Annotated in this window: 19 protein-coding genes and 1 other RNA gene; 7 read left to right on the plus strand and 13 right to left on the minus strand. The window is 54.0% G+C overall.

The annotated features are described in order from the left end of the window. Positions 1 to 51 precede the first annotated feature (51 nt). Together gcvH and gcvT are read right to left on the minus strand one after the other, a co-directional pair. Complete coding sequence (gene gcvH / locus ACTUJZ_RS11355; RefSeq protein WP_463636429.1) at positions 52 to 441, minus strand: glycine cleavage system protein GcvH; 390 nt, start codon at positions 439 to 441, stop codon at positions 52 to 54. Between the two features lie 24 nt (positions 442 to 465). After that, positions 466 to 1,545 (minus strand): glycine cleavage system aminomethyltransferase GcvT, encoded by a 1,080-nt coding sequence (gene gcvT, locus ACTUJZ_RS11360; protein ID WP_463636430.1) that lies wholly within the window; start codon positions 1,543 to 1,545, stop codon positions 466 to 468. A gap of 139 nt (positions 1,546 to 1,684) precedes the next feature. On the opposite strand from gcvT, the gene ACTUJZ_RS11365 reads away from it, so the two are divergent. Beyond that, complete coding sequence (locus ACTUJZ_RS11365) at positions 1,685 to 2,539, plus strand: LysR family transcriptional regulator (RefSeq protein ID WP_463636431.1); 855 nt, start codon at positions 1,685 to 1,687, stop codon at positions 2,537 to 2,539. Here the strand turns inward: ACTUJZ_RS11365 and ACTUJZ_RS11370 are convergent, their stop codons facing one another. The 5 genes from ACTUJZ_RS11370 to ACTUJZ_RS11390 form a co-directional block, all read right to left on the minus strand. Beyond that, positions 2,540 to 3,841: a M24 family metallopeptidase gene (locus ACTUJZ_RS11370; protein ID WP_463636432.1), complete on the minus strand. Its 1,302-nt coding sequence runs from the start codon at positions 3,839 to 3,841 to the stop codon at positions 2,540 to 2,542. A 68-nt stretch (positions 3,842 to 3,909) separates the two neighbouring features. Continuing rightward, complete coding sequence (locus tag ACTUJZ_RS11375; protein ID WP_463636433.1) at positions 3,910 to 5,082, minus strand: FAD-dependent monooxygenase; 1,173 nt, start codon at positions 5,080 to 5,082, stop codon at positions 3,910 to 3,912. A 2-nt stretch (positions 5,083 to 5,084) separates the two neighbouring features. Next, positions 5,085 to 6,281: a 2-octaprenyl-6-methoxyphenyl hydroxylase gene (gene ubiH, locus ACTUJZ_RS11380; protein ID WP_463636434.1), complete on the minus strand. Its 1,197-nt coding sequence runs from the start codon at positions 6,279 to 6,281 to the stop codon at positions 5,085 to 5,087. A 7-nt stretch (positions 6,282 to 6,288) separates the two neighbouring features. Next, positions 6,289 to 7,596 carry a Xaa-Pro aminopeptidase gene (gene pepP / locus ACTUJZ_RS11385; RefSeq protein ID WP_463636435.1) on the minus strand — a complete coding sequence of 436 codons (1,308 nt, stop codon included), beginning with the start codon at positions 7,594 to 7,596 and terminating at the stop codon, positions 6,289 to 6,291. 3 nt (positions 7,597 to 7,599) lie between these two features. Further along, entirely contained in the window at positions 7,600 to 8,166 is a 567-nt protein-coding gene (locus tag ACTUJZ_RS11390; protein ID WP_463636436.1) for a UPF0149 family protein, read from the minus strand. Positions 8,167 to 8,528: 362 nt separating this feature from the next. Between ACTUJZ_RS11390 and ssrS the strand changes: the two genes are divergently transcribed. The 6 genes from ssrS to serA all read left to right on the plus strand — a co-directional run bounded on the left by ssrS (position 8,529) and on the right by serA (position 15,217). Further along, a non-coding RNA gene (gene ssrS / locus ACTUJZ_RS11395) (6S RNA) lies at positions 8,529 to 8,712 on the plus strand. A 22-nt stretch (positions 8,713 to 8,734) separates the two neighbouring features. Next, complete coding sequence (locus tag ACTUJZ_RS11400; RefSeq protein WP_463636437.1) at positions 8,735 to 9,628, plus strand: ribokinase; 894 nt, start codon at positions 8,735 to 8,737, stop codon at positions 9,626 to 9,628. 17 nt (positions 9,629 to 9,645) lie between these two features. Next, positions 9,646 to 10,587, plus strand: coding sequence for a nucleoside hydrolase (locus tag ACTUJZ_RS11405; protein WP_463636438.1), 942 nt, complete (start codon positions 9,646 to 9,648; stop codon positions 10,585 to 10,587). A 1,950-nt stretch (positions 10,588 to 12,537) separates the two neighbouring features. Further along, complete coding sequence (locus ACTUJZ_RS11410) at positions 12,538 to 13,131, plus strand: 5-formyltetrahydrofolate cyclo-ligase (protein WP_463636439.1); 594 nt, start codon at positions 12,538 to 12,540, stop codon at positions 13,129 to 13,131. A 55-nt stretch (positions 13,132 to 13,186) separates the two neighbouring features. Next, entirely contained in the window at positions 13,187 to 13,843 is a 657-nt protein-coding gene (gene rpiA / locus ACTUJZ_RS11415; RefSeq protein WP_463636440.1) for a ribose-5-phosphate isomerase RpiA, read from the plus strand. A 144-nt stretch (positions 13,844 to 13,987) separates the two neighbouring features. Further along, positions 13,988 to 15,217 carry a phosphoglycerate dehydrogenase gene (gene serA, locus ACTUJZ_RS11420; protein WP_463636441.1) on the plus strand — a complete coding sequence of 410 codons (1,230 nt, stop codon included), beginning with the start codon at positions 13,988 to 13,990 and terminating at the stop codon, positions 15,215 to 15,217. A gap of 68 nt (positions 15,218 to 15,285) precedes the next feature. On the opposite strand, the gene ACTUJZ_RS11425 is transcribed toward serA, so the two are convergent. The 6 genes from ACTUJZ_RS11425 to ACTUJZ_RS11450 all read right to left on the minus strand — a co-directional run bounded on the left by ACTUJZ_RS11425 (position 15,286) and on the right by ACTUJZ_RS11450 (position 23,892). Beyond that, positions 15,286 to 16,032 carry a DUF481 domain-containing protein gene (locus ACTUJZ_RS11425; RefSeq protein WP_463636442.1) on the minus strand — a complete coding sequence of 249 codons (747 nt, stop codon included), beginning with the start codon at positions 16,030 to 16,032 and terminating at the stop codon, positions 15,286 to 15,288. Between the two features lie 76 nt (positions 16,033 to 16,108). Further along, positions 16,109 to 16,924: a DUF481 domain-containing protein gene (locus ACTUJZ_RS11430; protein WP_463636443.1), complete on the minus strand. Its 816-nt coding sequence runs from the start codon at positions 16,922 to 16,924 to the stop codon at positions 16,109 to 16,111. 54 nt (positions 16,925 to 16,978) lie between these two features. After that, entirely contained in the window at positions 16,979 to 17,803 is an 825-nt protein-coding gene (locus tag ACTUJZ_RS11435) for an HDOD domain-containing protein (protein WP_463636444.1), read from the minus strand. 60 nt (positions 17,804 to 17,863) lie between these two features. Next, entirely contained in the window at positions 17,864 to 18,145 is a 282-nt protein-coding gene (locus ACTUJZ_RS11440) for a DUF1289 domain-containing protein (RefSeq protein WP_463636445.1), read from the minus strand. Positions 18,146 to 19,495: 1,350 nt separating this feature from the next. Further along, on the minus strand, positions 19,496 to 22,636 hold the full coding sequence (locus ACTUJZ_RS11445) for an efflux RND transporter permease subunit (protein ID WP_463636446.1): 3,141 nt from the start codon (positions 22,634 to 22,636) through the stop codon (positions 19,496 to 19,498). Next, entirely contained in the window at positions 22,636 to 23,892 is a 1,257-nt protein-coding gene (locus ACTUJZ_RS11450; RefSeq protein ID WP_463636447.1) for an efflux RND transporter periplasmic adaptor subunit, read from the minus strand. The genes ACTUJZ_RS11445 and ACTUJZ_RS11450 overlap by 1 nt, the downstream gene beginning before the upstream one ends. Positions 23,893 to 23,940: the final 48 nt, after the last annotated feature.

A 23,940-nucleotide genomic window follows, 5' to 3' on the forward strand; every position in this document is an offset into this window, starting at 1 on the left:
GGGCGATATACAGCCCCTTTTATCCTTAATATTTAAAGCGGCATCGCCCGATTATTCTTCGTCGATGGCTGCCTGGTAGCCTTCGGCATCCAGCAGGCTTTCCACTTCAGCCGGGTCATCGGCTTTAATTTTGAACATCCAGCCATCGCCGTAAGAATCAGAGTTCACCAGCTCTGGTGAATCTTCTAAATCTTCGTTGACTGCGATAATTTCGCCGCTGATTGGCGTGTAGACGTCCGATGCCGCTTTTACCGACTCGGCTACTGCCACATCATCGCCGGTGCTGACCTTGTCACCCACATCGGGTAATTCTACAAACACCATATCGCCCAGCAGATCCTGAGCATGTTCAGAAATACCTACGGTAAACACGCCGTCTCCTTCCGGGCGTACCCATTCGTGAGTGGCCGCATAGCGTAAATCTTTAGGGATATTGCTCATAGTTTTTCCTGACTAATTGTAAAGTTATAAAACACTCTTACCGTTGCGAACAAAGCTAGGTTTGACCACGTCAACTGTAACCCACTTCTTACGCATTTCCACTTCCACCTGGTTTTGTGTACCCGCAGGTACCCGGGCCATTGCGATGGCATGACCAAGGGTGGGCGAAAAGGTGCCAGAGGTAATCACCCCTTCACCGTTTTCGGATTTAACTTTTTGCCCGGCGCGCAGTACGCCTTTTTCTTTCATGACCAGACCCACCAGCTTATCGGTGCCTTGCTCACGCAAAGTTTCCAGCGCTGAGCGACCAACAAAGTCACGATCTGCCGGTTCCCAGGTGATGGTCCAGCCCATGTTGGCTGCCAGTGGCGAGATGGTCTCGTCCATGTCCTGACCGTACAGATTCATACCGGCTTCCAAACGCAGGGTATCACGCGCACCCAGGCCGCATGGCTTCACGCCGGCATCCAGCAGGCCTTGCCAAAATTGCTCGGCACGGGCCACCGGCACCATGATTTCATAGCCGGCTTCACCGGTATAACCCGTGGTGGCGATAAACAAGTCTTCGGCCTGCACACCAAAAAAGGGCTTCATGCCTTCGACGGCTTCTTTTTGCGCAGCGCTGAACAAGGTTGCGGCCTTGGCTTTAGCATTGGGGCCCTGCACCGCAATCATGGCAAATTCCGAGCGCTCCTGAATGCTAACATCAAAGCCCTCGGCTTTGGCTAACAACCAGTTCATGTCTTTTTCGCGGGTGGCCGAGTTCACCACTAACCGATAATTGGTCTCGTCAAAGTGGTAAACAATCAAATCGTCTACCACCCCACCGGTTTCATTGAGCATGCCGCTGTACAGCGCTTTGCCTTTATCTTTTAGCTTGGCCACATCGTTGGCCAGCAGATAACGCAGGTAATCTTTGGCCTGGCTGCCAGTGGCATCCACAATGGTCATGTGAGATACATCAAACATGCCGGCATCCTGGCGCACCGCGTTATGCTCTTCGATTTGCGAGCCGTAACTGATGGGCATATCCCAGCCAAAAAAATCAACCATCTTGGCACCGGCTTCCAGGTGCTTGGCGTGAAGCGCTGTTTTGCTGCTCATAGGGTAAACCTGTGTGAGAGAGTAAAAATGATGGGCCGAGTATAGGGTGACAACACTTTTGTAACAAATTGGAATTTCTTATAATTACATTTAAAAGTATAATGTTTTAGCGGCAAAACATCAGAAATTTAAATCTTATATGAAGCAATTGTCCCTGGATAACCTGCGCACCTTTGTCAGCGTGATTGAGCAAGGCGGCTATGCCAAAGCCGGTGAATGGCTGGGCCGTTCGCAGCCGGCCATCAGTTTGCAGATTAAAAAACTCGAAGCCCAGCTGGACCGGCGTCTGTTTACCAAACTGGGCCAGCGCCATGTGCCCAGCTCCGATGGTAACTGGCTCTACCCCAGAGCTAAAGAATTACTGGAGATGAACGACGGCATTTTTCGGGCGCTGTCCCCTGCCCCGCTATCCGGCCGCTTGCGCCTGGGCATTCCCAGTGAATTTGCCTCCACCCTGCTGCCAGGCTTAATCGGTGAGTTTTCCAAGCGCTATCCGGATGTGTCGTTAGAGGTGACCTCAGCATTAAGCCGCGACTTGTTGCATCAGAGCAAGCGCGACAATTTTGATTTGATTCTGGCCCTGGTCAGCCCGGATGAGCCGGCCGATGGTGAGCTGGTGTTACAGGATGATGTGGTGTGGGCCGGCGAAACCGGCCGGCCATTGCCTACCGATTTGATCTCGCTAGTGCTGGCCCCGGATGGCTGCGTGTATCGCAGCCGCGTGATCAGTGAGCTCAAACAGCAGACCCGGGCCTGGAAGATTACTTACACCAATGCCGACCTGGCCGGTCTTACCGCTGCCATTCAGCAGGGCCTGGGGATCACCGCCCTGGCCCGGGCCAGTATGCCGGCCAACCTGGCGGTGCTTAAACACCGCTTTTTACCGGATTTGGGTAAGGTGAATATCTGCCTGTTCAACCAGGACACCCAACACCCACGGGTGAGTAAGACCCTGGCCGAGTTTATCAAATCACGGTTGATTGGCAGTGCCTGATCACACTGCCAGCGGCACCAGCTCACCCACCGGCTTATCCAGGCTTTGCGGCGGTTTGGTAAACCACTGCGGGCCGTTTTGGGTGATGTAGATACAATCTTCCAGACGCACGCCAAATTCGCCAGGTAAGTAAATCCCCGGTTCGTTAGAAAAACACATGCCCGGCTGCAGCGTCTGCTGTTCGCCTTTTACAAAATTGACCCGTTCATGGCCCTGCATGCCAATGCCATGGCCGGTACGGTGGGATAAGCCGGGTAGCTGATAGCCCGGGCCGTAGCCTTGTTTTTCGTAAAATTGGCGCACCACCTCATCCACACTGCCAGCGGTATTGCCCGGCTGGGCCTGGGCAAAGGCTTTATCCTGACCCTGGCGCACATGCTGCCACACCTTCAGTTGTTTTTGACTGGGTTCGCCAAACACAAAAGTACGGCTGATATCCGACTGATAGCCATGCACCGCACAGCCACAATCCATCAGCACCACCGAACCTTTTTTCAGCACCTGTTCTTTGCGGGTACCATGAGGATAGGCGCTGGCTTCATTAAACAGCGCCATGGTCCAGATGCCGCTGCCGCCCAGCTTGGCCTGGGCGGTTTGCATTAACGCTTTGGCATCGGCCTGGGTCATGCCGGCCTCTAAGTTTTGATACACATGGCCATAGGCGCGCAGGGTAATTTCATTGGCTTTGTGCATCAGCGCCAGTTCATGGTCGGATTTGACCATGCGGCAGCCTAAAGTAACCGGTTCGGCTGATACATTGGTCATCTCTGGTAGCAATGGCATCACGCCGTTTAGCACAAAATAGCGCACACTTTGCTCAAACCCGAGCCGGCCTTTGGTTAGCTTGCGATCTTTTAATATGTCGCGCACCAGCGCAAACGGGCTTTCATGTTCCTGCCATACCCGGATATCGGTGCCTACCTGCAGGGTTTCGCGCACGCTAGGCTCTTCAAAAAAGGGCGTGACCACCGCAATCTCACCTTCGCGGGGCAATACCACCGCGGTGAGCCGCTCGCTGCGCCACCACTGGATCCCGGTAAAATATTGCATGGCTGCGCCGGGCTCGATGAGGATGGCGGCCATATCATGTTCGGCCATCAATGATTGTGCTTTGGCGATGCGCTGGCGGCGCTCTTTGGCGCTGATGGGGGTGGCAGAGCCGGTGATATCGGTAAGTTGGCTATCGGTGTAAAACGGCTGTTCGTCTTTGGCACCGGCCGGATCGGCCTGACTGGCCAGGCCGGTGAGCGGCAGTGCGGCCAGGCCGGCACCGGATAACTTTAAAAAAGAGCGCTTGTCCATGGATCATCCTGTGATTGCATTTAGTCGCTATCATGCAAAGGCTTTCACAGTAATGCAAATATTGCGGCTTAAAAGCCCATGGCGCGCTGGATCAGTTCGCGTTTGATGTTGGGAAGCTGGTCGGTGGTGACCAGGCCCAGCCCGCGGATAAGCTTTTTCACCGGATTGCTGCCACCAAACAACGTTTTAAAGCCATCCATTGCGCCAATCATCTGCACCGCTTCGGTTTTGCGCGCCCGCTCAAAACGCCGCAGGTAACGCTGCCGGCCCAGTGGCTTGTCGGCATCATGCAATTCGCGCAGCGTATCGGCTAAGACCAGCGCATCCTGGATCCCCAGGTTGGCCCCCTGCCCGGCCAGCGGATGCAGGGTGTGCGCGGCATCACCAATGATAGCGACCCCATCGCCCACCCACTGGCGGGCATAGCGCATGGTCAGGACGAAGTCTTTGCGCTCGCTGACCACCTCGGCCACGCCCAGCACACTGCTGCAGGCTTTGGTCAGCGCGTGGGCAAAATCAGTATCCGATAAACTGTGCAGGTACTCGGCCTGGGCGGTTTCCTGTGACCACACGATAGAGCACAGATGGGGATCATGCAGGGGCAGCAAGGCCAGCGGCCCATGTGGGGTGAATACCTGGCGGGCGGTTTGCTGATGTGGCTGAGCTGTTTTGATTGTGGCTACCATGGCGGTCTGGCCATAATCTCTGAAGGTGAGAGGAAAGCCAGCCTGTTTGCGCACAAACGACCCCGCGCCGTCGGCCCCCACCACCAGCCGGCACGACAATACCTCGTCATTATCCAGCATCAGCATGGTTTCCTGCTCACCGCACAGCATTTTATCAATGCCGGCTTCAATCAGCAGACAGTTGGACTGCTGGCTAACCTGCGCAGCCAGCGCGTTGGTCAGCACCTGATTTTCGATGATGTGGCCTAACTGAGAGGTGCCTAGATCCTGGCTGTCAAAATGAATCTGACCAAAGCTGTCCTGATCCCACACATGCATATGGGTATAGGCAGAAAGTCGGTCTTGCGGCAGTTGCGCCCATACATTAAGCCGTTCCAGAGCCTCGCGGTTGGCTTCATTAATGGCGCTAACCCGCAGCAGCGGCGCCTCAGGCTCCTTGGCAGTCAGCGGCTCTTTGCTGATCAGCGCCACTTGCATGTTACTGTCCTGCAACGCAGCAGCCAGCGTCAGGCCTACCATCCCGCCGCCTACAATCACCACATCCACTTTAATCATGCTTAGTCCTTGGTCGTCGCCGGCCCGTAACCGGTGGTTCGTCTTACAAAGATACGCCGCGCCGCCGCATTATGATTAAGCCCAATCAGGCCTAAGTTGCGTGCAGCCTTAAGGCCGGTCAGGCGGTTGGAAAACCCGCGCACCAGCGAGTCGGTGAGCCAGATGGTGCTTTGCACATCCGCCTGGCGGGCCTGCGCATACTGGCGAAGCAGGCCGAATGCGCCGGGGTCGTCAGCCTCATTTAAGCATTGCAGCAGTGCCATCACATCGCGCAGCCCCAGGTTAAAACCCTGCCCGGCAATGGGGTGCAGGGTTTGCGCCGCATTACCCAGAACCGCCGCACGATGGTTGACTAATTGGGTGGTTTGGCGCAACGCCAGCGGATAGCTGTGGCGCGGGCCGGTGGAGCAAAAGGTACCCTGGCGGTAGCCAAATTCTTGCTGCAAGCGGGCCAAAAAGGCCTCATCGGGCAGGCTAAGCAGCGCATCGGCATGGGCCGCATCCACCGTCCACACCACCGAAAACGCATGTTTGGGGGAGACTGCATGGCCACCGAAGGGCAATAACGCCAGTGGGCCGTCGGCGGTAAAGCGCTCATAAGCACGCTGATGATGCGGCTGGCTGGTAGTGACATTACACACCAGCGCAATTTGGTCGTAGTGTTGCTCGGTGCGGGTAAAACCCAGCTGCGGGGCTAACTCGGAGCGCCCGCCATCGGCCATGATCACCAGCCGGGCCTTGACAGCAGGGGCCTGGCCTAGGGTCAGGGTAACCCCGTCAGTGTCGCGCTCGGCGGCGGTGACCGTGTTTTCATGCAGTCGCTGTACCGGCAACTCGTCCAGATGGGCATTTAACAACCGGCCCAGCTGAGTCAGGCTGACCACCTCACCAAAAGCCGATAACCGATAATCCCTGGCGTGCAGCTCACACATGCCGGCGCCGCCTTTCTCGCTCACCTGAATATGCTCGATGGGCGTGCTGCCGGCACTGCGCACCTGTACGCCCAGCCCGGCCAGTTCATTGACCGTTCGCCGCGCCAGGGCGATGACCCGGGCGTCAAAACCCACATGATCATGTGCTGGCCCAAGCGGATTGGCATCAATCACGGTGACCGAGTACGGGGTCTGCCGGGCAATGCCCATGGCCAGCACCGAGCCTACGGTGCCGCCGCCCACAATGGCAATATCGGTTGTATTCACAGGCGTGTTATCTCTTAAGCGCTTCAATCTCGTCAATGGTTTTGGGCACCCCGTCGGTCAGTACTTCGATGCCGGTGGCGGTGATCACCACATCATCTTCGATGCGGATCCCGATGCCCTGGTACTGCTCATCCACCGGGGCATCCGGGGCAATATATAAACCCGGTTCCACAGTGATGACCATACCCGGCTGTAGTGGCCGGTCTTCGCCATCCTTGCGGTAATTACCCACATCATGCACATCCAGGCCAATAAAATGCCCCAGGCCATGCATAAAATACTGGCGCCAGGTTTCCTGCTCCAGGTTTTCAGCCAGACTACCGGTTAAAATACCCAGCTCCAGCAATCCAGCGGTCAGCACCTCGGTGACCCGCACCGTGGCTTGTTTTAATGTGACACCCGGCCCCAGCATGTCCAGTGCTTTTTGCTGGGCTTCCAATACCAGATTGTACAGGGCTTTTTGCGGCACGCTGAAGGTATCAGATACCGGAAAAGTACGAGTAATATCAGAAGCATACCCTAAATACTCACAGCCGGCATCCACCAGCACCAATTCACCGGCTTTCAGCGCCTTGCTGTTTTCGGTGTAATGCAGCACACAGGCATTCTCGCCGCTACCGACAATGGTGCTGTAGGCTGGCGCGCGGGCGCCACACATGGCAAACTCATGATGTAGCTCGGCTTCTAACTGATATTCATACACCCCGGGCGCAGCATATTGAATGGCGCGGGTGTGGGCCTGGGCAGAAATTTTGCCTGCCGCCTTTAACACTGCCACTTCACAGGCTGATTTGAATAAACGCATTTCGTGCAGCAGCGGGCGCACATCGTACAGCGCCGGGGGGGCCAGATTTTCTTTTGGCGCTTCACGCAGTGCGCTAAACGCCTCCTGCACCAAGGCATCTGCTGCAGTGTTATGACCTTGGGCAAAATACACCGCCTCATGGCCGTATAACCACTCCATCAACACTTCAGGCAATTCATCCAGCGTGTAGGCTTCATCCAGATCAAACTGCGCCAGCGCCGCATCGGCGCCCAGCCGTCGCCCCTGCCAGATTTCCTGCGCAGGATCTTTGGGCTGGCACACCATCGCACGAAAACTGTTGCCATGGCGTTCGTGGTTGGATAACAGCAACCAGGTCTGCGGCTCGTTAAAGCCGGTCAGATACCAAAAATCGCTATCCTGACGAAACGGATACTCTGTATCGCGGCTGCGCGTAACCAACTGTGCTGCCGGAATAAGGCACACACTGTTGGGCTGGCACTGGGCCAGCAGGCGTTGTTGGCGAGCGATAAATTCCTGTTGATTGATCATAACTTAATGCACCGAAGGCGGGTCTTTTTGGTCATCCAGTAAGGAGCGGCCCAGTTCGCTGTAACACAGCAGCGCGGACACTTTGACGTATTCCACCACTTCATACAGGGCCTTTTCTGACTCATCGTCAGCTTCCATCGCCTCTTCCATACGCGCAATATCGGCAAAATCGTTCAGTGCTTCTTTCACATCGGCTGAACATTCGGCCAGATTTTGCTGATGCAGGCCAAAGCCCAGCATAAAGCCCTGAACCCAGTTAATCAGCGCTGCACCGCGATCATTAATGGGAGCCTGGTCATCGGGCAGCATCATTTGCAGGCTGAATTCGCCTTCCAGCAACTGCTCACAGGTTTGCGTGTACAGCTGCTCCAGCTTAAAGGTAACCGGCTGGGCAAAGGGTTCGCCCTGGTTGGTGGTATCGGCCAGCACCGACGGCCATTTTTGGTCGGTGAGCGACATACCACCACATAACATGCCGCACATAATGCCATGCATTTCGGCTGCATCGGCATTCACCGAATGCTGGAACAGCACATTGGTGATGTTGTCGTAATCAAGTTGTTTTTCCACGCGTTCTACCTTTAGCCAAATGCTTATTGAGTCTGGGTTTATGCTAGCAAAAAGCCGCTATAAAGCCCAGTCCGGCCAGGTTGTTGAATCCCTGAGCATCTGCGCTGGACAGACCGGCTTTACCTTTCAATTGGCGCCGGGATCGATTAGGATCCTAAGTGTGCTATTTCTTTGACCGATTGGTTAAGTTTGGGTTGAATTTTTTGCCCTTTGCAACATAATCAAGGCAATTGTGACGCCGGAAGCCTCATGGTTTTCAAAATGTCCATAACGGTCAATTCAACCGGGTAGCCTCAACGCAAAATGATCTCTTCACGAGGTGGCGCGTTTGATATACCCTGTTGCGCTTTTATTTTAGTCAATGTCTCCTGGAATGTTTGCCAGTTCATTTCATGTCCCTGGCCGATGCTTTTTAAAAAGGAAGTTGAACTGATGGCTATTGAGCAAGCTCGGCGCGTACCGAGAAGCCTACGGTCATCATGATTCTTCCGCCGTGAACCTTTCGGCTCACGGGCGAAAAATGAACAGCGGCATTCTGGGAGACGCCCTCTTTCGACGAGAAGAAGAAATGGCAGTAATCAATTTTGGGTCTATCAACATCGATCATGTGTACTCGGTGGACCACTTTGTTAAGCCGGGTGAAACCCTGGCCTCCTCTAATTACCAGCAACTGCTGGGCGGTAAAGGCGCTAACCAGTCTATTGCTCTGGCTCAGGCCGGTGCTGATGTGCAGCATGTGGGCAGCATTCACGAATCCGATGCCGCGTTTAAACAAACGCTGATTAAACATGGTGTAGACTGTCGCTTTGTAAAATGCCATGACGAGCCGTCTGGCCATGCCATCATTCAGGTTACCCCCAGTGGCGAAAATGCTATCGTGCTGTTTGGCGGTGCCAACCTGACCATTGATGCCAACACGGTCCAAAAAGCCCTGCTGGATACCGGCTCTGCCGATTGGGTGCTGACCCAAAATGAAACCAGCTGCATTGATGAAGTGCTGCGCCAGGCTAAAGAAAAAGGCCTGAAGGTGGCATTTAATCCGGCGCCAATGAACCAGAATGTCAAAACTCTGCCGCTGGATTGCGTCGATTTGCTGATTGTGAATGAAACCGAAGCGGCGGCCATCACTGAAAAAGACAGCCTGGATGACATCGTGGCCGCCTTTCAGCAAGACTGGCAACATGCCGAGGTGCTGCTGACCATGGGCAAAGAAGGGGTCATGATGATCCGCAAAGACGACGTTTACAAGGTACCGGCCTTCACGGTTGAAGCGGTGGATACCACGGCTGCCGGTGACACCTTTATCGGCTACTTTTTATCAGCCTACAGCACCCACACCGATGCCGAACAAGCATTACGCCGGGCGTGCGCTGCCTCTGCATTGTGCGTGACCCGCAAAGGTGCTGCCCAGTCGATCCCCTCACAAAAAGAAGTCGATCGCTTTTTAGCCAAACAAGCCTGATTGTTGTTGGAAACACTATGACCCATAAAATTATTTTAGATACAGATCCGGGCATCGATGATGCGATGGCCATCTTTTTTGCCTTTCAGGCGCCCGAAATTGAGGTACTGGGCCTGACCACCGTGTTTGGCAACGTGCCGGTGGAGATGTCAGCAAAAAATGCGGTGACCCTGTGCAAACTGGCCGAGCAGGATATCCCGGTGACCAAAGGTGTAGGCATGCCCTGGGTAGGCCCGGAATCAGGCTACGCGCACTTTGTGCACGGCGATGACGGCTTTGGCAATATCGACTTCCCAGCCATCGAAGGCAAACTGGACCCGCGCAGCTCAGCACAATTTATTGTGGATATGGCGCGCCAGCATCCAGGGGAGATCACTCTGGTGGCGATTGGCCCATTAGGCAACCTGGCACTGGCCCTGCGCCTGGAACCAGAATTACCGAAGCTGGTCAAAGGAGTCAGCATCATGGGCGGCGCCGCATTTGTGCCGGGCAATGTCACACCAGTGGCCGAAGCCAATATCTGGAATGATGCCCACGCAGCCGACATCGTATTCAGTGCCGACTGGGATATCACCATGTTTGGTCTGGATGTAACCAACGCGGTACGGTTTAAAGCCGCCTTTGTAGACACGCTGGCCGAGAAAAACGAAAAACTGGGTGGCTTTGTGCAAAAAGCGGCACAGTTTTATATCGATTTTTACACCAAAGATGGCGACGAGCGCGTGTGCTGCTTCCACGACGCCTTCCCGCTGGCGCATTTGATTGCTCCGGACCTGTTTGAGCTGACCAAAGGCCATGTGCGGGTATCAACCGATGCCCTTAATTGCGGCCAGACAATTGTGGCCCCACCCGGCACCACCGCCAGCCCGCTATGGACAGAAGCGCAAACCATCAAGGTAGCCACCAAAGTGGACAAAGAGCGTTTAGAAGCCTTGTTCATCGAGACGTATGCGCGTTAATCGTTGATTTGATTAACCGATAATGTGATGAAACGCCGCTTTATGCGGCGTTTTTTTGTCGCGGTGGCGAGGGCACTTTTTATTGCCTGGCGGCAATTCGATAAAATCCTTGCCCAACAACCGTTGTAGGGTTTCTTGCTCTATTCAAAATGTGGGTATTTGCTCTCAGCCTAAGAGGCTTTGTCAACATTTCGTCGCGGTGGCGACGTCACCCAGAGGGTATGTGCGTTGCCGCCATGCTAGATGGCGGTCAAGTATGACTGCCCATTGTCATCTCTTATTCTCAGTTACTTAAGTTTAGCCTAGAAGGCTTTCTCAACATTTTGTCGCGGTGACGACATCACCCAGAGGGTATGTGCTATCTCGCTTCGCTCGATAATAGCCTGATATGGCCACCCATATTTCGCTAATTAATTTCAGTTTGAAAGGCTATCCCACCATTTCGTCGCGGTGGCGACATCACCCAGAGGGTATGCATTGCCGCCATGCTAGATGGCGGTCAAGTATGACTGTCCATTGTCATCTCTTATTCTCAGTTACTTAAGTTTAGCCTAGAAGGTTTTCTCAACATTTTATCGCGGTGACGACATCACCCAGAGTGTATGTGCTATCTCGCTTCGCTCGATAATAGCCTGATATGGCCACCCATATTTCGCTAATTAATTTCAGTTTGAAAGGCTATCCCACCATTTCGTCGCGGTGGCGACATCACCCAGAGGGTATGCATTGCCGCCATGCTAGATGGCGGTCAAGTATGACTGTCCATTGTCATCTCTTATTCTCAGTTACTTAAGTTTAGCCTAGAAGGTTTTCTCAACATTTTGTCGCGGTGACGACATCACCCAGAGGGTATGTGCTATCTCGCTTCGCTCGATAATAGCCTGATATGGCCACCCATATTTCGCTAATTAATTTCAGTTTGAAAGGCTATCCCACCATTTCGTCGCGGTGGCGACATCACCCAGAGGGTATACGCGATACCCTCTGGACTCCCCGCTCTCCCCAAAGCGGAAACTGCCTAGCCAATTGGGCGGGCATAAAACCCACGCATCAACGGGTCTTCCTGACCCGGTGCTGCTGGCTCGGCGTCCTGCCTCGCCGACTTTTCTGCTTATCCGCCCAACTGGCTATTCCGCTCAGGGGGATAAAGAGCAGGCTGTTTTTACATTTCAATAAGCAATAGGCGTCCAGCTTTCTAATTGAGAAAGCTCTAAGAGACGACCCGCTCTTTAGGGCCCTTGCTGTGGTCAGCCGCTGGGCCGGTGAGAAAAACTAACCGGGCCGGCAGGGATGCCGGGCCAGGCCAAACAGGGTCAGGGATGACCCTTTTGGCTGTGGGCAGTTTTACCGGCACTGCGGTTGACGCTTTCACAGCGTAGGGTCGCGGGGAGATTCCAAAGAGGGGCGGTCGACACCGCCCCTCTTTGGTTGCCCGCCGGCAATCCGGCGAAATGCTTCATCAGCAATCAATGCTGCGCATTGTTGCGATAGCAAAATAGTGGGTGTTCGCCAATAGACAAACTGTGGATGTCCAGCATTCCAGTGGATGTCCAGCATTCCAATTGAGAAGGCTCGAAGAGATAAGCCGTTCTTTAGTCCCCCTTGCTGTGGTCAGCCGCTGGGCCGGTGAGAAAAACTGACCGGGCCGGCAGGGATGCCGGGCCAGGCCAAACAGGGTCAGGGATGACCCTTTTGGCTGTGGGCAGTTTTGCCGGCACTGTGGATGACGCCTTCACAGCGTGGTGCCCTCGAAAGAGGGGAATCCGGTCGACATCGCCCCTCTTTGGTTGCCCGCCGGCAATCCGACAAGATGCTGCATCAGCAATCAATGCTACGATTGTAGCGGAAACAAAAGGGTGGATGTCCATCACAGACAGCTTGGTGCTGTCCCCCCTTGCAATCCCTCCCCCAACCCGTATGCTGGCTGTTTTTGACACACAGAGAAATTGGATGACGCAGTCTTCTTCGCGGGCGCAGTTGCGCGCAGATTTGCGTAATGCACGGCGCGCTTTAAGTGCAGCAGAACAGAACCAGGCCAGCCGGCAGTTGCTGGCGCAATTACAAACCCTGCCTGCCTTCATCAACGCCAAACGAATTGCAGCCTATCTGGCCAACGATGGCGAGCCGGATGTAACGCCGGTAATCACTCACTGCTGGCAACACCAGCAACAGGTGTCATTGCCGGTGCTCCACCCATTTTCACGCCAGCATCTGCTGTTTCAGGATTATCATACCGGCACCGCCATGACCATGAACCGGTTTAAGATTGCCGAGCCGGCGCTGGATTGCGCGGCGATTGCCAGCCTGGCTGAGCATCAGGTTATTTTGATGCCGTTGGTGGGTTTTGATGCGCAGGGAAATCGCTTAGGTATGGGCGGTGGTTTTTATGACCGTTCTCTGGCCAGGCTGTCCGAATTACCGGCCCCGCCGGTGCTGCTGGGCATCGCCCATGACTGTCAGCAGGTCGGTGATCTGCCGGTGGCCAGCTGGGATATTCCCTGCGATGCCATCGTTACGCCTAGCCGAATCTGGAACACCAAATAAGTTAGTTGGCCGGTGTGTGAATAAGGTACACTCATACCGTCAACCAGGAGGATATATGGATCAAAATGCAAAAAAGCAGGCTGTGGCAAAAGCCGCCCTGGCCTATGTAAAGTCCGACACGATCGTAGGTGTAGGTACCGGCTCCACCGTAAACTATTTTATTGACGGGCTGGCCGAGATGAAGCACCAACTTGTAGGTGCAGTGTCCAGCTCCAATGCCTCGACGCAGCGTTTAAAAGAGCACGGGATCCAGGTGTTTGACCTTAATGAGGTAGACGATCTTGAGGTGTATGTGGATGGTGCCGATGAGGTGACCGAGCATAAGCATATGATCAAAGGCGGCGGTGCCGCATTGACCCAGGAAAAAATTGTCGCAGCGGTGGCCAAAAAATTTGTCTGTATTGTCGATGACAGCAAACAGGTACCGGTGCTGGGCGATTTCCCGTTGCCGGTGGAAGTGATTCCTATGGCTCGCTCCTATGTGGCCCGCGAGCTGGTGAAACTCGGTGGCGACCCGGTCTACCGCCAGGGTGTGGTGACTGACAATGGCAATGTCATTCTGGATGTGCATAACCTATCGATTGTCAATCCCCGCGAATTGGAAGCCGCGATTAATAATATTGTCGGTGTAGTGACAAACGGTTTGTTTGCCCATCGTGGTGCGGATGTGGTGCTAGTCGCTACCGATAAGGGCGTTAAGACTCACGATTAAGTACAGGTCAGGCCGAAAGAGCATGCGGCCTACCCTTGCATTGCAAAATAGCTGGCAGAAAAAGCTTTTCTGCCACTACAACATCTGATAGCTTACCATTTAGACGTCCAGACATCTTAATCACCCATTCTGAGATCCATACCAATGAGCAAAGTATCGCTACCAAAAGATAAAATTCGTATTTTATTGCTTGAGGGTGTGCACCCCAGCGCTGTTGAAACACTGGAAAGAAATGGCTACAGCAACATTGAATATGTAAAAACCTCACTGCCTGAACACGAACTGATTGAAAAAGTGCAGGATGTGCATTTTATCGGGCTCCGCTCACGTACTCAGCTAACTGAAGCAGTCATTGATGCGGCACAAAAACTGGTCGCGGTCGGGTGTTTTTGTATCGGCACTAATCAGGTCGATCTGGTGGCGACTGAAAAGCGTGGGATCCCGGTCTTTAACGCCCCCTTTTCCAATACTCGCTCGGTGGCCGAACTGGTGCTTGGCCAGATTATTTTGCTGCTGCGTCAGATCCCTTCCAAAAATGCCAAAGCGCACCGCGGCGAATGGGAAAAAAGTGCCAACGGGGCTTATGAGGCGCGTGGCAAAACCTTGGGGATTATCGGTTATGGACATATCGGCACCCAGTTGAGCATTTTGGCGGAGCACCTGGGCATGCGCGTTCAATTTTACGATATCGAAGACAAACTGGTGCTGGGCAACTCCACCCAGACCAAGAGCCTGGAAACCTTGCTGGCCACCTCTGATGTGGTGTCACTGCATGTGCCTGAAACGCCGCAAACCAAGGATATGATCGATGCCCAGGCCTTGGCGTCGATGCGCCAGGATGCCATCTTGATTAATGCGTCTCGCGGTACCGTGGTGGACATTGATGCTCTGGTCGCGGCGCTGGAAAGTGGCAAGTTAAGCGGTGCTGCCATTGATGTATTCCCAGTGGAGCCCAAGTCCAATGATGAAGAATTTGAGTCGCCGCTGCGCCGCTTTGATAATGTGATCCTCACCCCGCATGTGGGCGGCAGCACCCAGGAAGCTCAGGAAAACATTGGCATCGAAGTGGCCGGCAAGCTGGCCAAATACAGTGATAATGGCTCCACCTTGTCGGCGGTGAATTTCCCGGAAGTATCGCTACCGGATCATCCGGGCCGCTCGCGGTTGCTACACATCCACGAAAACCGCCCTGGCGTGATTATGCAAATTAACCGCACATTCGCCGAACAGGGTATCAACATCGAAGCACAATATCTGCAAACCACCCCAGATATTGGTTATGTGGTCATTGATATTGAAGCAGATAAAGCTTATGAAGGCTTTAATCAGCTGATGCAGATTGACGGCACCATCAAAACTCGCCTGCTGCATTAAGTACTCGCCAATACAAAAAAGCCCGCGCCGGAATTCTCCGGGCGGGCTTTTTTATTGCACTTTCCAGTTTATAGGAAGTTATACACCAGGGTGATCGCTGTTTCGGTGTCCAGCTTTTCTTTGCCGGGCTCAACATGGGTATTGTGGTCCAGAGATACCGACAGTTTCAACGACAGGCTGCCGTTGATAGAAGCGGTCAGTGCAGTCTCGGCAGCAGATTTGGTGTTCTCGCTACCCACCTCGGTACTGATGGTTTGGGTAAACTTGGCGGTATCAGAGATTAACCATTGAAACCCGCTTGATGCCCGCACAATCAGGCCATTTTGCTGTTCGCCATCCTGGGTTTCGTTAAATGCATAACCCGGACCCACTGAATATTCAAATGACGTGGTATCGTCCTGCCACAACTTGTGGTTCCAACCGGTAGCCAGCGTTGACTGGTAGTTGTACGAGCTGAAACGATCGTCTTCGTACGAAGCAAAGCCGAACAAGCGGTAGTCAGGGTTGTCCAACTTGTAGTTGGCCTGCGCCTGTGCATCAAAACGCTGGGCGGAGGTGCGATCTTCTTCCACGCCCTCGTCATTTTCCACAGTCTCTTTTTTGTACAGACCGCTCAGGCTGTAATCATTACTCCAGTCTTCCAGTTCCTGGTGCGACTCTAACGAACCGTTCACCGAGGTTGTATCGGTGTTACCGGTAGTAAAAATAAAGCCCAGACCGCCTTCCAGCGTAAATGGCTTTTGCTTAGTTTGTGCAGCTGCTGTGCCTGAACACAGCGCGCCGATAACGGCTGCGGTAAGTACCGTCTTTTTCATGTTGTTTCCCCGTTAAGTGTATAAAAAGCAACAGAGGCTAAACGCCTCTGTTGAGAATTCTGGGTGCCTGCCGAATTTAGAAAAACCGATAAACCACTGACACAGAGGTTTCGGTATTCACACCCTGCTGGCCTGGTAGCGGCTGGGTTTCATACGCCACAACAAATGACAGCTTCATGGCCAGCGAATCAAACAAATTGGCTGATAAGGCTGTCTCAGACCGCGTTTTAATATTATTTGGGCCAATCTCAGTGCTTAAAAACTGACGTAAGCGCGAGCCGGTATACCACAAACGCTGGTATTCGGTGGAAGCGCGCAGAATAAACCCATTATTAGCGTTGGTAACAGTATTATCTTCGGCTTTTACAAAACCATAGCCGGGTCCGACACTGTACCTGAACATACTGTTATCAGTATTCCAAACCCGATGCGACCAACCGCTGGCCAGCGTCGCCCGGTATTCATAACCGTTAAACCGGTCGTTTTCATAATCGGCGTATATAAACATCCGCCGACCTGGCGTAGTCAGCTTATAGTCAAATTGCGCCGTGCCATAAAAGCGCTGGGCACTGACCCGATCTTCAGTCTCACCGTCTTCTTCGACTTCGGTTTGCTTGTACAACAACTCGGCAAAGTAGTTGTTGTTCCAATACGGAGTTTCCTGCTCAGACACGATGCCGGCTTTGAGTGAGGTGGCATCGGTGTTGCCTGACGCGTTCAGGATCCCAAGCTCACCATCCAAGGTAAACAGCTCTTCAGATTCACCCTGTTGATAGGTGAAGTCGCTATGATATAGCGTCTGGATCAGATTTTTATCAGCCGCTGCGGCTGATCCACTGCCTAATAAACACACAGGCAGGATCCACAAACGGAAAGGAGAATGATTGTGCATAGATAATTTTGAATTTTTTAGCGCAAAGTATCCCGTCCGTGGCCGGTATTATTATTAACAAATCAGGGAGGCAATTTTATTGGTTTCGTGATTGGCAAATGAAACAGCATTGCCAATGGCCTCACCTTCCACCTTCAGACTATGGGCGATAGCGGCGGTGAAAAGTTCAATGTTCGGGTGCCTTTCCTGGCTGAGTTGCTGGATTGTAACCCGTTGCGCACACGCTAATAAAGCAATCTCCGACTCTTTGCTTTGTTTTTGCACGTTATGCAGCAGACGTACCGGGTAAAACAATTGTAGCGGTAGTTGCCAGCGCTCCATGATCATGCCGCTCAGGTGCGCAAAGTCATAGCCAAACACCAGTTGCTGTTTTTCCCAGGGCAATAAATCCGACTCGGTATTCAGGTACAGCTGATAATTTTCTGGATCGCATTTGGCGACCACCAGCTCGCTAAGGTTGCTGAGGATCCCCATAACAAAAAATCGTTCGCTACCGCGCATGCGCACATGCCGGGCCAGATATTTTGCCGCCATCCCGCAATACACCGAACGATGCCAGTGTTGCTCCCGGTTTATCAGGTGACTTTCAAAGTGAGAAAAGGCATTGTTGGCGGTTTCTGCCACAGCCAGATTATACAACGCCTCGCCGCCGATCACATTGACCGCGCGAGCAATCGAGTCGACCTGCGACGGAAAGCGGAACAGCGCGCTATTGGCCAGTTTTAGAATCTTGGCGGTTAATGACGGATCCACCGAAATCAAACGTGCGATATCTTCAGCATCAGAGCGCTTGTCGTCAAGCACCTCGCGCAACCGCAAGCACACGTCGGGCAGCGTAAAAGAATTGGCCGCATAAGAAACCAGTTTATCTAATGCCATATTCACACACCTTTGAAAGAGTGGCCAGAGTATATCAAAGCAAGCCGCTGCGGGGAGGATTTAATCCGATGTTTTATCGCCAAATAAGTCGAATTGTGTGGGCGGCGGTGCTTCGCTGACTCCGCTTTGCTGTTTACGCCGCAATGCAGCCTGCTTACGCCGATGGCAAGCGGCCACAATTTTGCGCCGGGTGAAATCATCCACTTTAAGCCAGTACAAGCGCTCTTCCCGGCTGCGGTAACAGCCTTTGCAATAGCCACGCGGTCCCGACTGGCACACGCCGATGCAGGGGCTGGGTACTGCAAAAAATTCAAGTTGTGCAGGGGGGGATGGAGAACTCATACCGCTGCCAATATCCTGCGTAACCAAACAGATGCCCGCAGTATAGCAATATTTGGGGGAATAGCAGAAGAAGTCTACAAGTGGGTGTCCACCACTTTGCTGCTTAGTTTCAGCCTAGAAGGCTTCTCAACATTTTGTCGCGGTGGCGACTTCACCCAGAAGGTGTGTGCGATTTCGCCTCGCTCGATGGCGGTTTGCTTTGGTTGTTCACTCCAGACTAATTGGTCTCAGCCTAAGAGGTATTCCTGCCACTTTGTCGCGGTGGCGACGTCACCCAGAGGGTATACGGCAATACCCTCTGGACTCCCTGCCTTCCCCAAAGCGGAAAACTGCCTAGCCAATCGGGCGGGCATAAAAGCCACGCATCAACGGGTCATCCTGACCCGGTGCTGCTGGCTCGGCATCCTGCCTCGCCGATTTTTCTGCTTTTCCACCCAACTGGCTATTCCGCTTAGGGGGAATAAGAGCAGGCTGTTCTTACATTTCAATAAGCAATAGGCGTCCGGCTTTCCAATTGAGTAGGCTCGAAGATATGAGCTGATCTATGGGGCCCCTTGCTGTGGTCAGCCTCAGGGCCGGTGAGAAAAACTGACCGGACCGGCAGGGATGCCGGGCCAGGCCAAAAGGGTCAGGGATGACCCTTTTGGCTGGGGGTTGTTTTGCCGGCACTGCGGCTGACGCTTTCACAGCGTGGGGTCGCGGGGAGATTCCAAAGAGGGGCGGTCGACACCGCCCCTCTTTGGTTGCTGTCGGCAATCCGACAAGATGCTTGTACAGCACTCGCTGCTTCGCAGCGTAGCGAAAGCAAAATAGTGGGTGTCCAACATTCCAACAGAGCAGCTCCGAAGAGACGAGCTGCTTTTTATAGCCCCTTGCTGTGGTCAGCCGCTGGGCCGGTGAGAAAAACTGACCGGACCGGCAGGGATGCCGGGCCAGGCCAAACAGGGTCACGGATGACCCTTTTGGCTGTGGGCAGTTTTGCCGGCACTGCGGCTGACGCAGTCACAGCATCGGGGTCGCGGGGAGATTCCAAAGAGGGGCGGTCGACACCGCCCCTCTTTGGTTGCTCGCCGGCAATCCGGCAAAATGCTTATAAATCACTCGCTGCTACGCATAGTAGCAAAACAAAAAAGGTGGATGTCCAATATCAGGCGGTCCATACCGCCGAGTTTGCTTCCCGCCGGCAATCCGGCGAAATGCCTAAACTTCATCAGAAGTAACACCTGCCTGCAAGGCCAAAAAAAGTGGGTGTCCAAGACTTTCGTCATTTCTAAAATGACAAAAAAAAGCCGCCCTTGGGGAAGGGCGGCAAAAAATGCCCCTTGTTAAAGGAGAGGGGCAACGCTTGGGTTAGGTTGCTGTGCGACTGACTTTGCGGCGCTGCAGCAGATAATAAAACACCGGAGTGAGGATAAGGCCAAAGAAGGTTACCCCAATCATGCCGGAGAACACTGCCACGCCCATGGCCTGGCGCATTTCTGCACCGGCGCCGGTAGACAGCACCATCGGCAATACGCCCATGATAAAGGCGATAGAGGTCATCAAAATGGGCCGTAGCCGTAGGCGGCTGGCTTCTTTGATGGCTGAGAAGGCATCATGGCCCTGCTCCTGCAGTTCTTTGGCAAACTCCACTATCAAAATGGCGTTCTTGGTGGCCAGGCCAACCAGTACAATCAGGCCGATTTGGGTAAAGATGTTGTTATCGCCACCGTAAATTTTCACACCGATCAGTGCGCTAAGTAGCGTCATCGGTACGATCAGGATGATAGCCAGTGGTAAGCGCAGGCTTTCATACTGAGCAGCAAGTACCAGGAACACCAACAGAACTACCAGCGGGAACACATACATCGCGGTGTCACCGGCCAGGATCTGCTGATAAGTCAGCTCGGTCCATTCGTAAGTCATGCCGATTGGCAAGGTGTCATCCAGAATTTTCTCAATAGCCGCTTTGGCCTGATCCGAGCTGTAGCCGGGTGCCGGTGCGCCATTGATTTCTGCGGTGACATAGCCGTTGTAATGCATCACCCGATCCGGCCCGGCGCTGTGTTCAATGGATAACATTGAGCCCAGCGGGATCATTTCGCCTTGGGCATTACGCACCTTCATCTGCTCGATTTGCTCAATGTTCTGCCGGTACGGCGCATCCGCCTGCACATTGACCTGATAGGTACGGCCAAACAGGTTGAAGTCATTTACATAGATAGCGCCCAGATAGCCCTGCATGGTGGCGAACAGGGTATCGATGGCCACGCCCTGGGTCATGGCTTTTTCCCGGTCTACATCCACATCCAGCTGAGGCACATTGACCGTGAAGCTGGTGAAGGCATCGGTCAGCGCCGGGTCCGCCCAGGCTTTTTGAATAACTTCGTTAGACACCCGCCCCAAGGTTTCAAACCCCATTGAGCCCCGGTCCTGCAACTGCAGCCTGAAACCACCGATAGTGCCTAATCCCTGTACCGGCGGTGGCGGGAAGATGGCCACATAGGCACCTTTGATAGAGCCGAATGCCTTATTCAGATCCGCGGCGATGGCTCCGGCCGACAAGCTGGGATCCTGACGCTCGTCAAACGGTTTTAACGGCGTAAACAAAATGCCCGAGCTGGGGCTATTGGTAAACCCGTTGATGTTCAGGCCCGGAAAGGCCACCGCATCTGATACCCCAGGATGCTCCATGGCAATCCGCGACATTTCCCGGATAACTTCTTCGGTGCGATCCAGCGACGCGGCATTTGGCAGCTGGGCAAAAGCTACCAGGTACATCTTATCCTGCGGCGGTACATAGCCGGTGGGCGTGCTGTCAAATTGCTGCCAGGTCAACCCCAGCAAGCCGGCATACAGCACCATGATGATGCCGCCTTTGCGCACCATCGAGCCCACCGCACCGGTGTAGCGACCAGAGGCTTTATCAAACATGCGGTTAAACGGTTTAAACAACCAGCCGCCGAATGCCTTTTCCATTCCCCGGGTCAGCCAGTCTTTAGCCTGACCATGGGGCTTGAGCAATAAGGCCGACAGTGCCGGGCTTAAGGTCAGCGAGTTAATGGCCGAGATCACTGTTGAAATAGTGATAGTCAGTGCAAACTGACGATAAAACTGGCCGGTCAGCCCGCTCATAAAGGCAGTAGGAATAAATACCGCTGCCAACACCAGAGTGGTAGCAATGATGGGCCCGGTGACTTCTTTCATCGCCTGCTTGGTAGCCTCCACCGGGCTCAGCCCATCGGCGATATTTCGCTCAACATTTTCCACCACCACAATAGCATCATCCACCACAATCCCGATGGCCAGCACCAACCCAAACAACGACAAGGCATTGAGCGAAAAGCCCATCAGATGCATAAAGGCAAAGGTACCGACCAGGGAGATAGGTACAGCCACCAGCGGAATGATGGAAGCGCGCCAGGTTTGTAAAAACAGCACCACCACCAGGACTACCAGCAATACCGCTTCGAACAGAGTGCTGACAACCGCATCAATTGAGCCGCGCACAAACACAGTCGGGTCATAGACAATTTCGTATTCCAGCCCATCAGGGAAGGTTTTAGACAGCTCGCGCATCCGCGCCCGTACATCTTCAGAGATCTGAATAGCATTGGAGCCGGGGGCCTGGAAAATCGGCACAGCGGCGGCTGGGCGATTATTCAGCAGTGAGCGCAGAGCATAGTTATCGGCGCCCAGTTCAATACGGGCAACATCTTTGAGGCGGGTGATCTCACCGCGGTCGCCGGTTTTGACGATGATGTTTTCAAACTCGTCCTGCTCAATCAGCCGGCCACGCACATTAATAAGCCACTGAAAATCGCTGCTACCGGTGGGCTGTGCACCCAGACTGCCAGCTGCAGCCTGCTGGTTTTGCGCACGAATAGCCCCGACCACATCACCCGGGTTCATATTCAGCGCTGCCAGTTTATTGGGGTTCAACCACACCCGCATACTGTATTCACCGGCGCCAAACAGGCGGACCTGCCCCACCCCGTCAATCCGGTTTAGCTCGTCTTTGACATTCTGGTCGGCATAGTTCGACAAATACAGCATGTCATAGCGATCATCCGGCGAGGTCAGATGCACCACCATGGTCAGGTTAGGTGAGGATTTTTCGGTAATGACGCCTAACCGCTGCACTTCCTGCGGTAGCCGCGGCAAGGCCCGGTTAACCCGATTTTGCACCAGGGTGGTGGCTTCATCCGGGTCGGTACCGATGGCAAAGGTCACCGTTAAGGTCATTCGGCCATCAGAAGTGGCCTGTGATGACTGGTACAGCATGTTTTCCACGCCGTTGATTTCCTGCTCCAGTGGCGTGGCCACGGTTTCGGCAATCACTTTGGGGTTGGCCCCCGGGTAGTTAGCAGTTACCACCACGGTGGGCGGCACCACATCCGGGTATTCAGTGATGGGCAGCTTCCACACCGCGATGGCCCCGCCGATAAAAATCAGCAGCGACAATACCGCGGCAAAGATAGGCCGTTGAATAAAAAACTGCGAGAACTTCATTACCGGCCCCCTGCTTCGCCGGTCTGGTTGCCGGGAGCGGCGGCGTCTTTGGCGCGGTGCGCCCACTGCGAAAACTGCTCGGCGCGCTGTTGCCAGGCTTGCAGATCCGACAAGGTTTGCTCATCGGCCATAGCCACTTCATTGGGTGCAACTGTTGCGCCTGGGCGTACCCGCTGTAGACCATTGACCACCACAGTATCACCGGCGCTCAGGCCCGATTTTACAATGCGCAATGGCCCAACCTTGTCACCCATGGTGATGGCACGATATTCCACTTTATTGTCCTGATTGAGGACCAGTACAAATTTATTGTTCAGGTCGGTACCGATGGCTTTTTCTGCCACCAGAATGCCGTCTTGCGGCTGGCCGCCGGCCAGTTTCAGGTGGGCAAACAGACCGGGCAATAGCTCGCCGTCTTTATTATCAAATACCGCTCGAACCCGCAGCGTACCCGTGTTGGCATTAACCTGATTATCCACAAAGTTCATTTTGCCCCAGTGCTGATAATCCTGCTCGTTGGCCAGGCGCATAGCCACCGGCTGCGTAGCCATCGATGCATTGCCCTGTAGCGCCTGCTGATAATCCAGCCAGGTGCTTTCATCAATATCAAAATAGGCATACAGACGGTCGGTGGCGACAATGGATGTCAGCTCGGTCTGACCGGCTGTGACATAGTTACCTTCAGTAATATTGGCCCGCGAAACTCGCCCGGCGATAGGCGCTTCGACCCGTGCAAATCCCCGGTTAAGACGAGCAACATCCAATGCCGCTTCGGTTTGCGCTACGGCGGCTTTGGCCTGATCCACCTCAGACGCCCGGCGATCCAGCACTTCCTGCGACACCGACTGGCTCTGGCGCAGGCGTTCGGCACGGCTCAAGTCCTGACGGGCCAGCTGTAAGCGGCTTTTGCCTTCATCCAGCTGCGCTTCTAAGCGCGACACTTCGGCCTTAAACATTCGGTTATCAATCAAAAACAGGGTATCGCCCTGCTCGACATATTCACCTTCTTCAAAGGCCACCATGTCAATATAGCCGGACACCCTTGGCCGCAGCGATACTGATTGTGGCGCTTCCAAACGTCCGGTAAAGCTGTCCCACTCGGTGATGCGCTGCGCCACAACATCGGCCACGTCTACCGGCACCCCGGCGGCGGCCTGTTTGGCAGGCGCTTGCGCGCTAATATCACTGCAGGCGCCTAACGCCAACAGGCCCATTAGGCTTAGTACAACAAGGCTGAAACGGGATATAACAGACATGTGCATCTCTCTTCTAAAATTTTGATGGCGGGATTATGCAGAAGGGCA

This window comes from Alteromonas sp. WD8-37 (assembly GCF_055326825.1).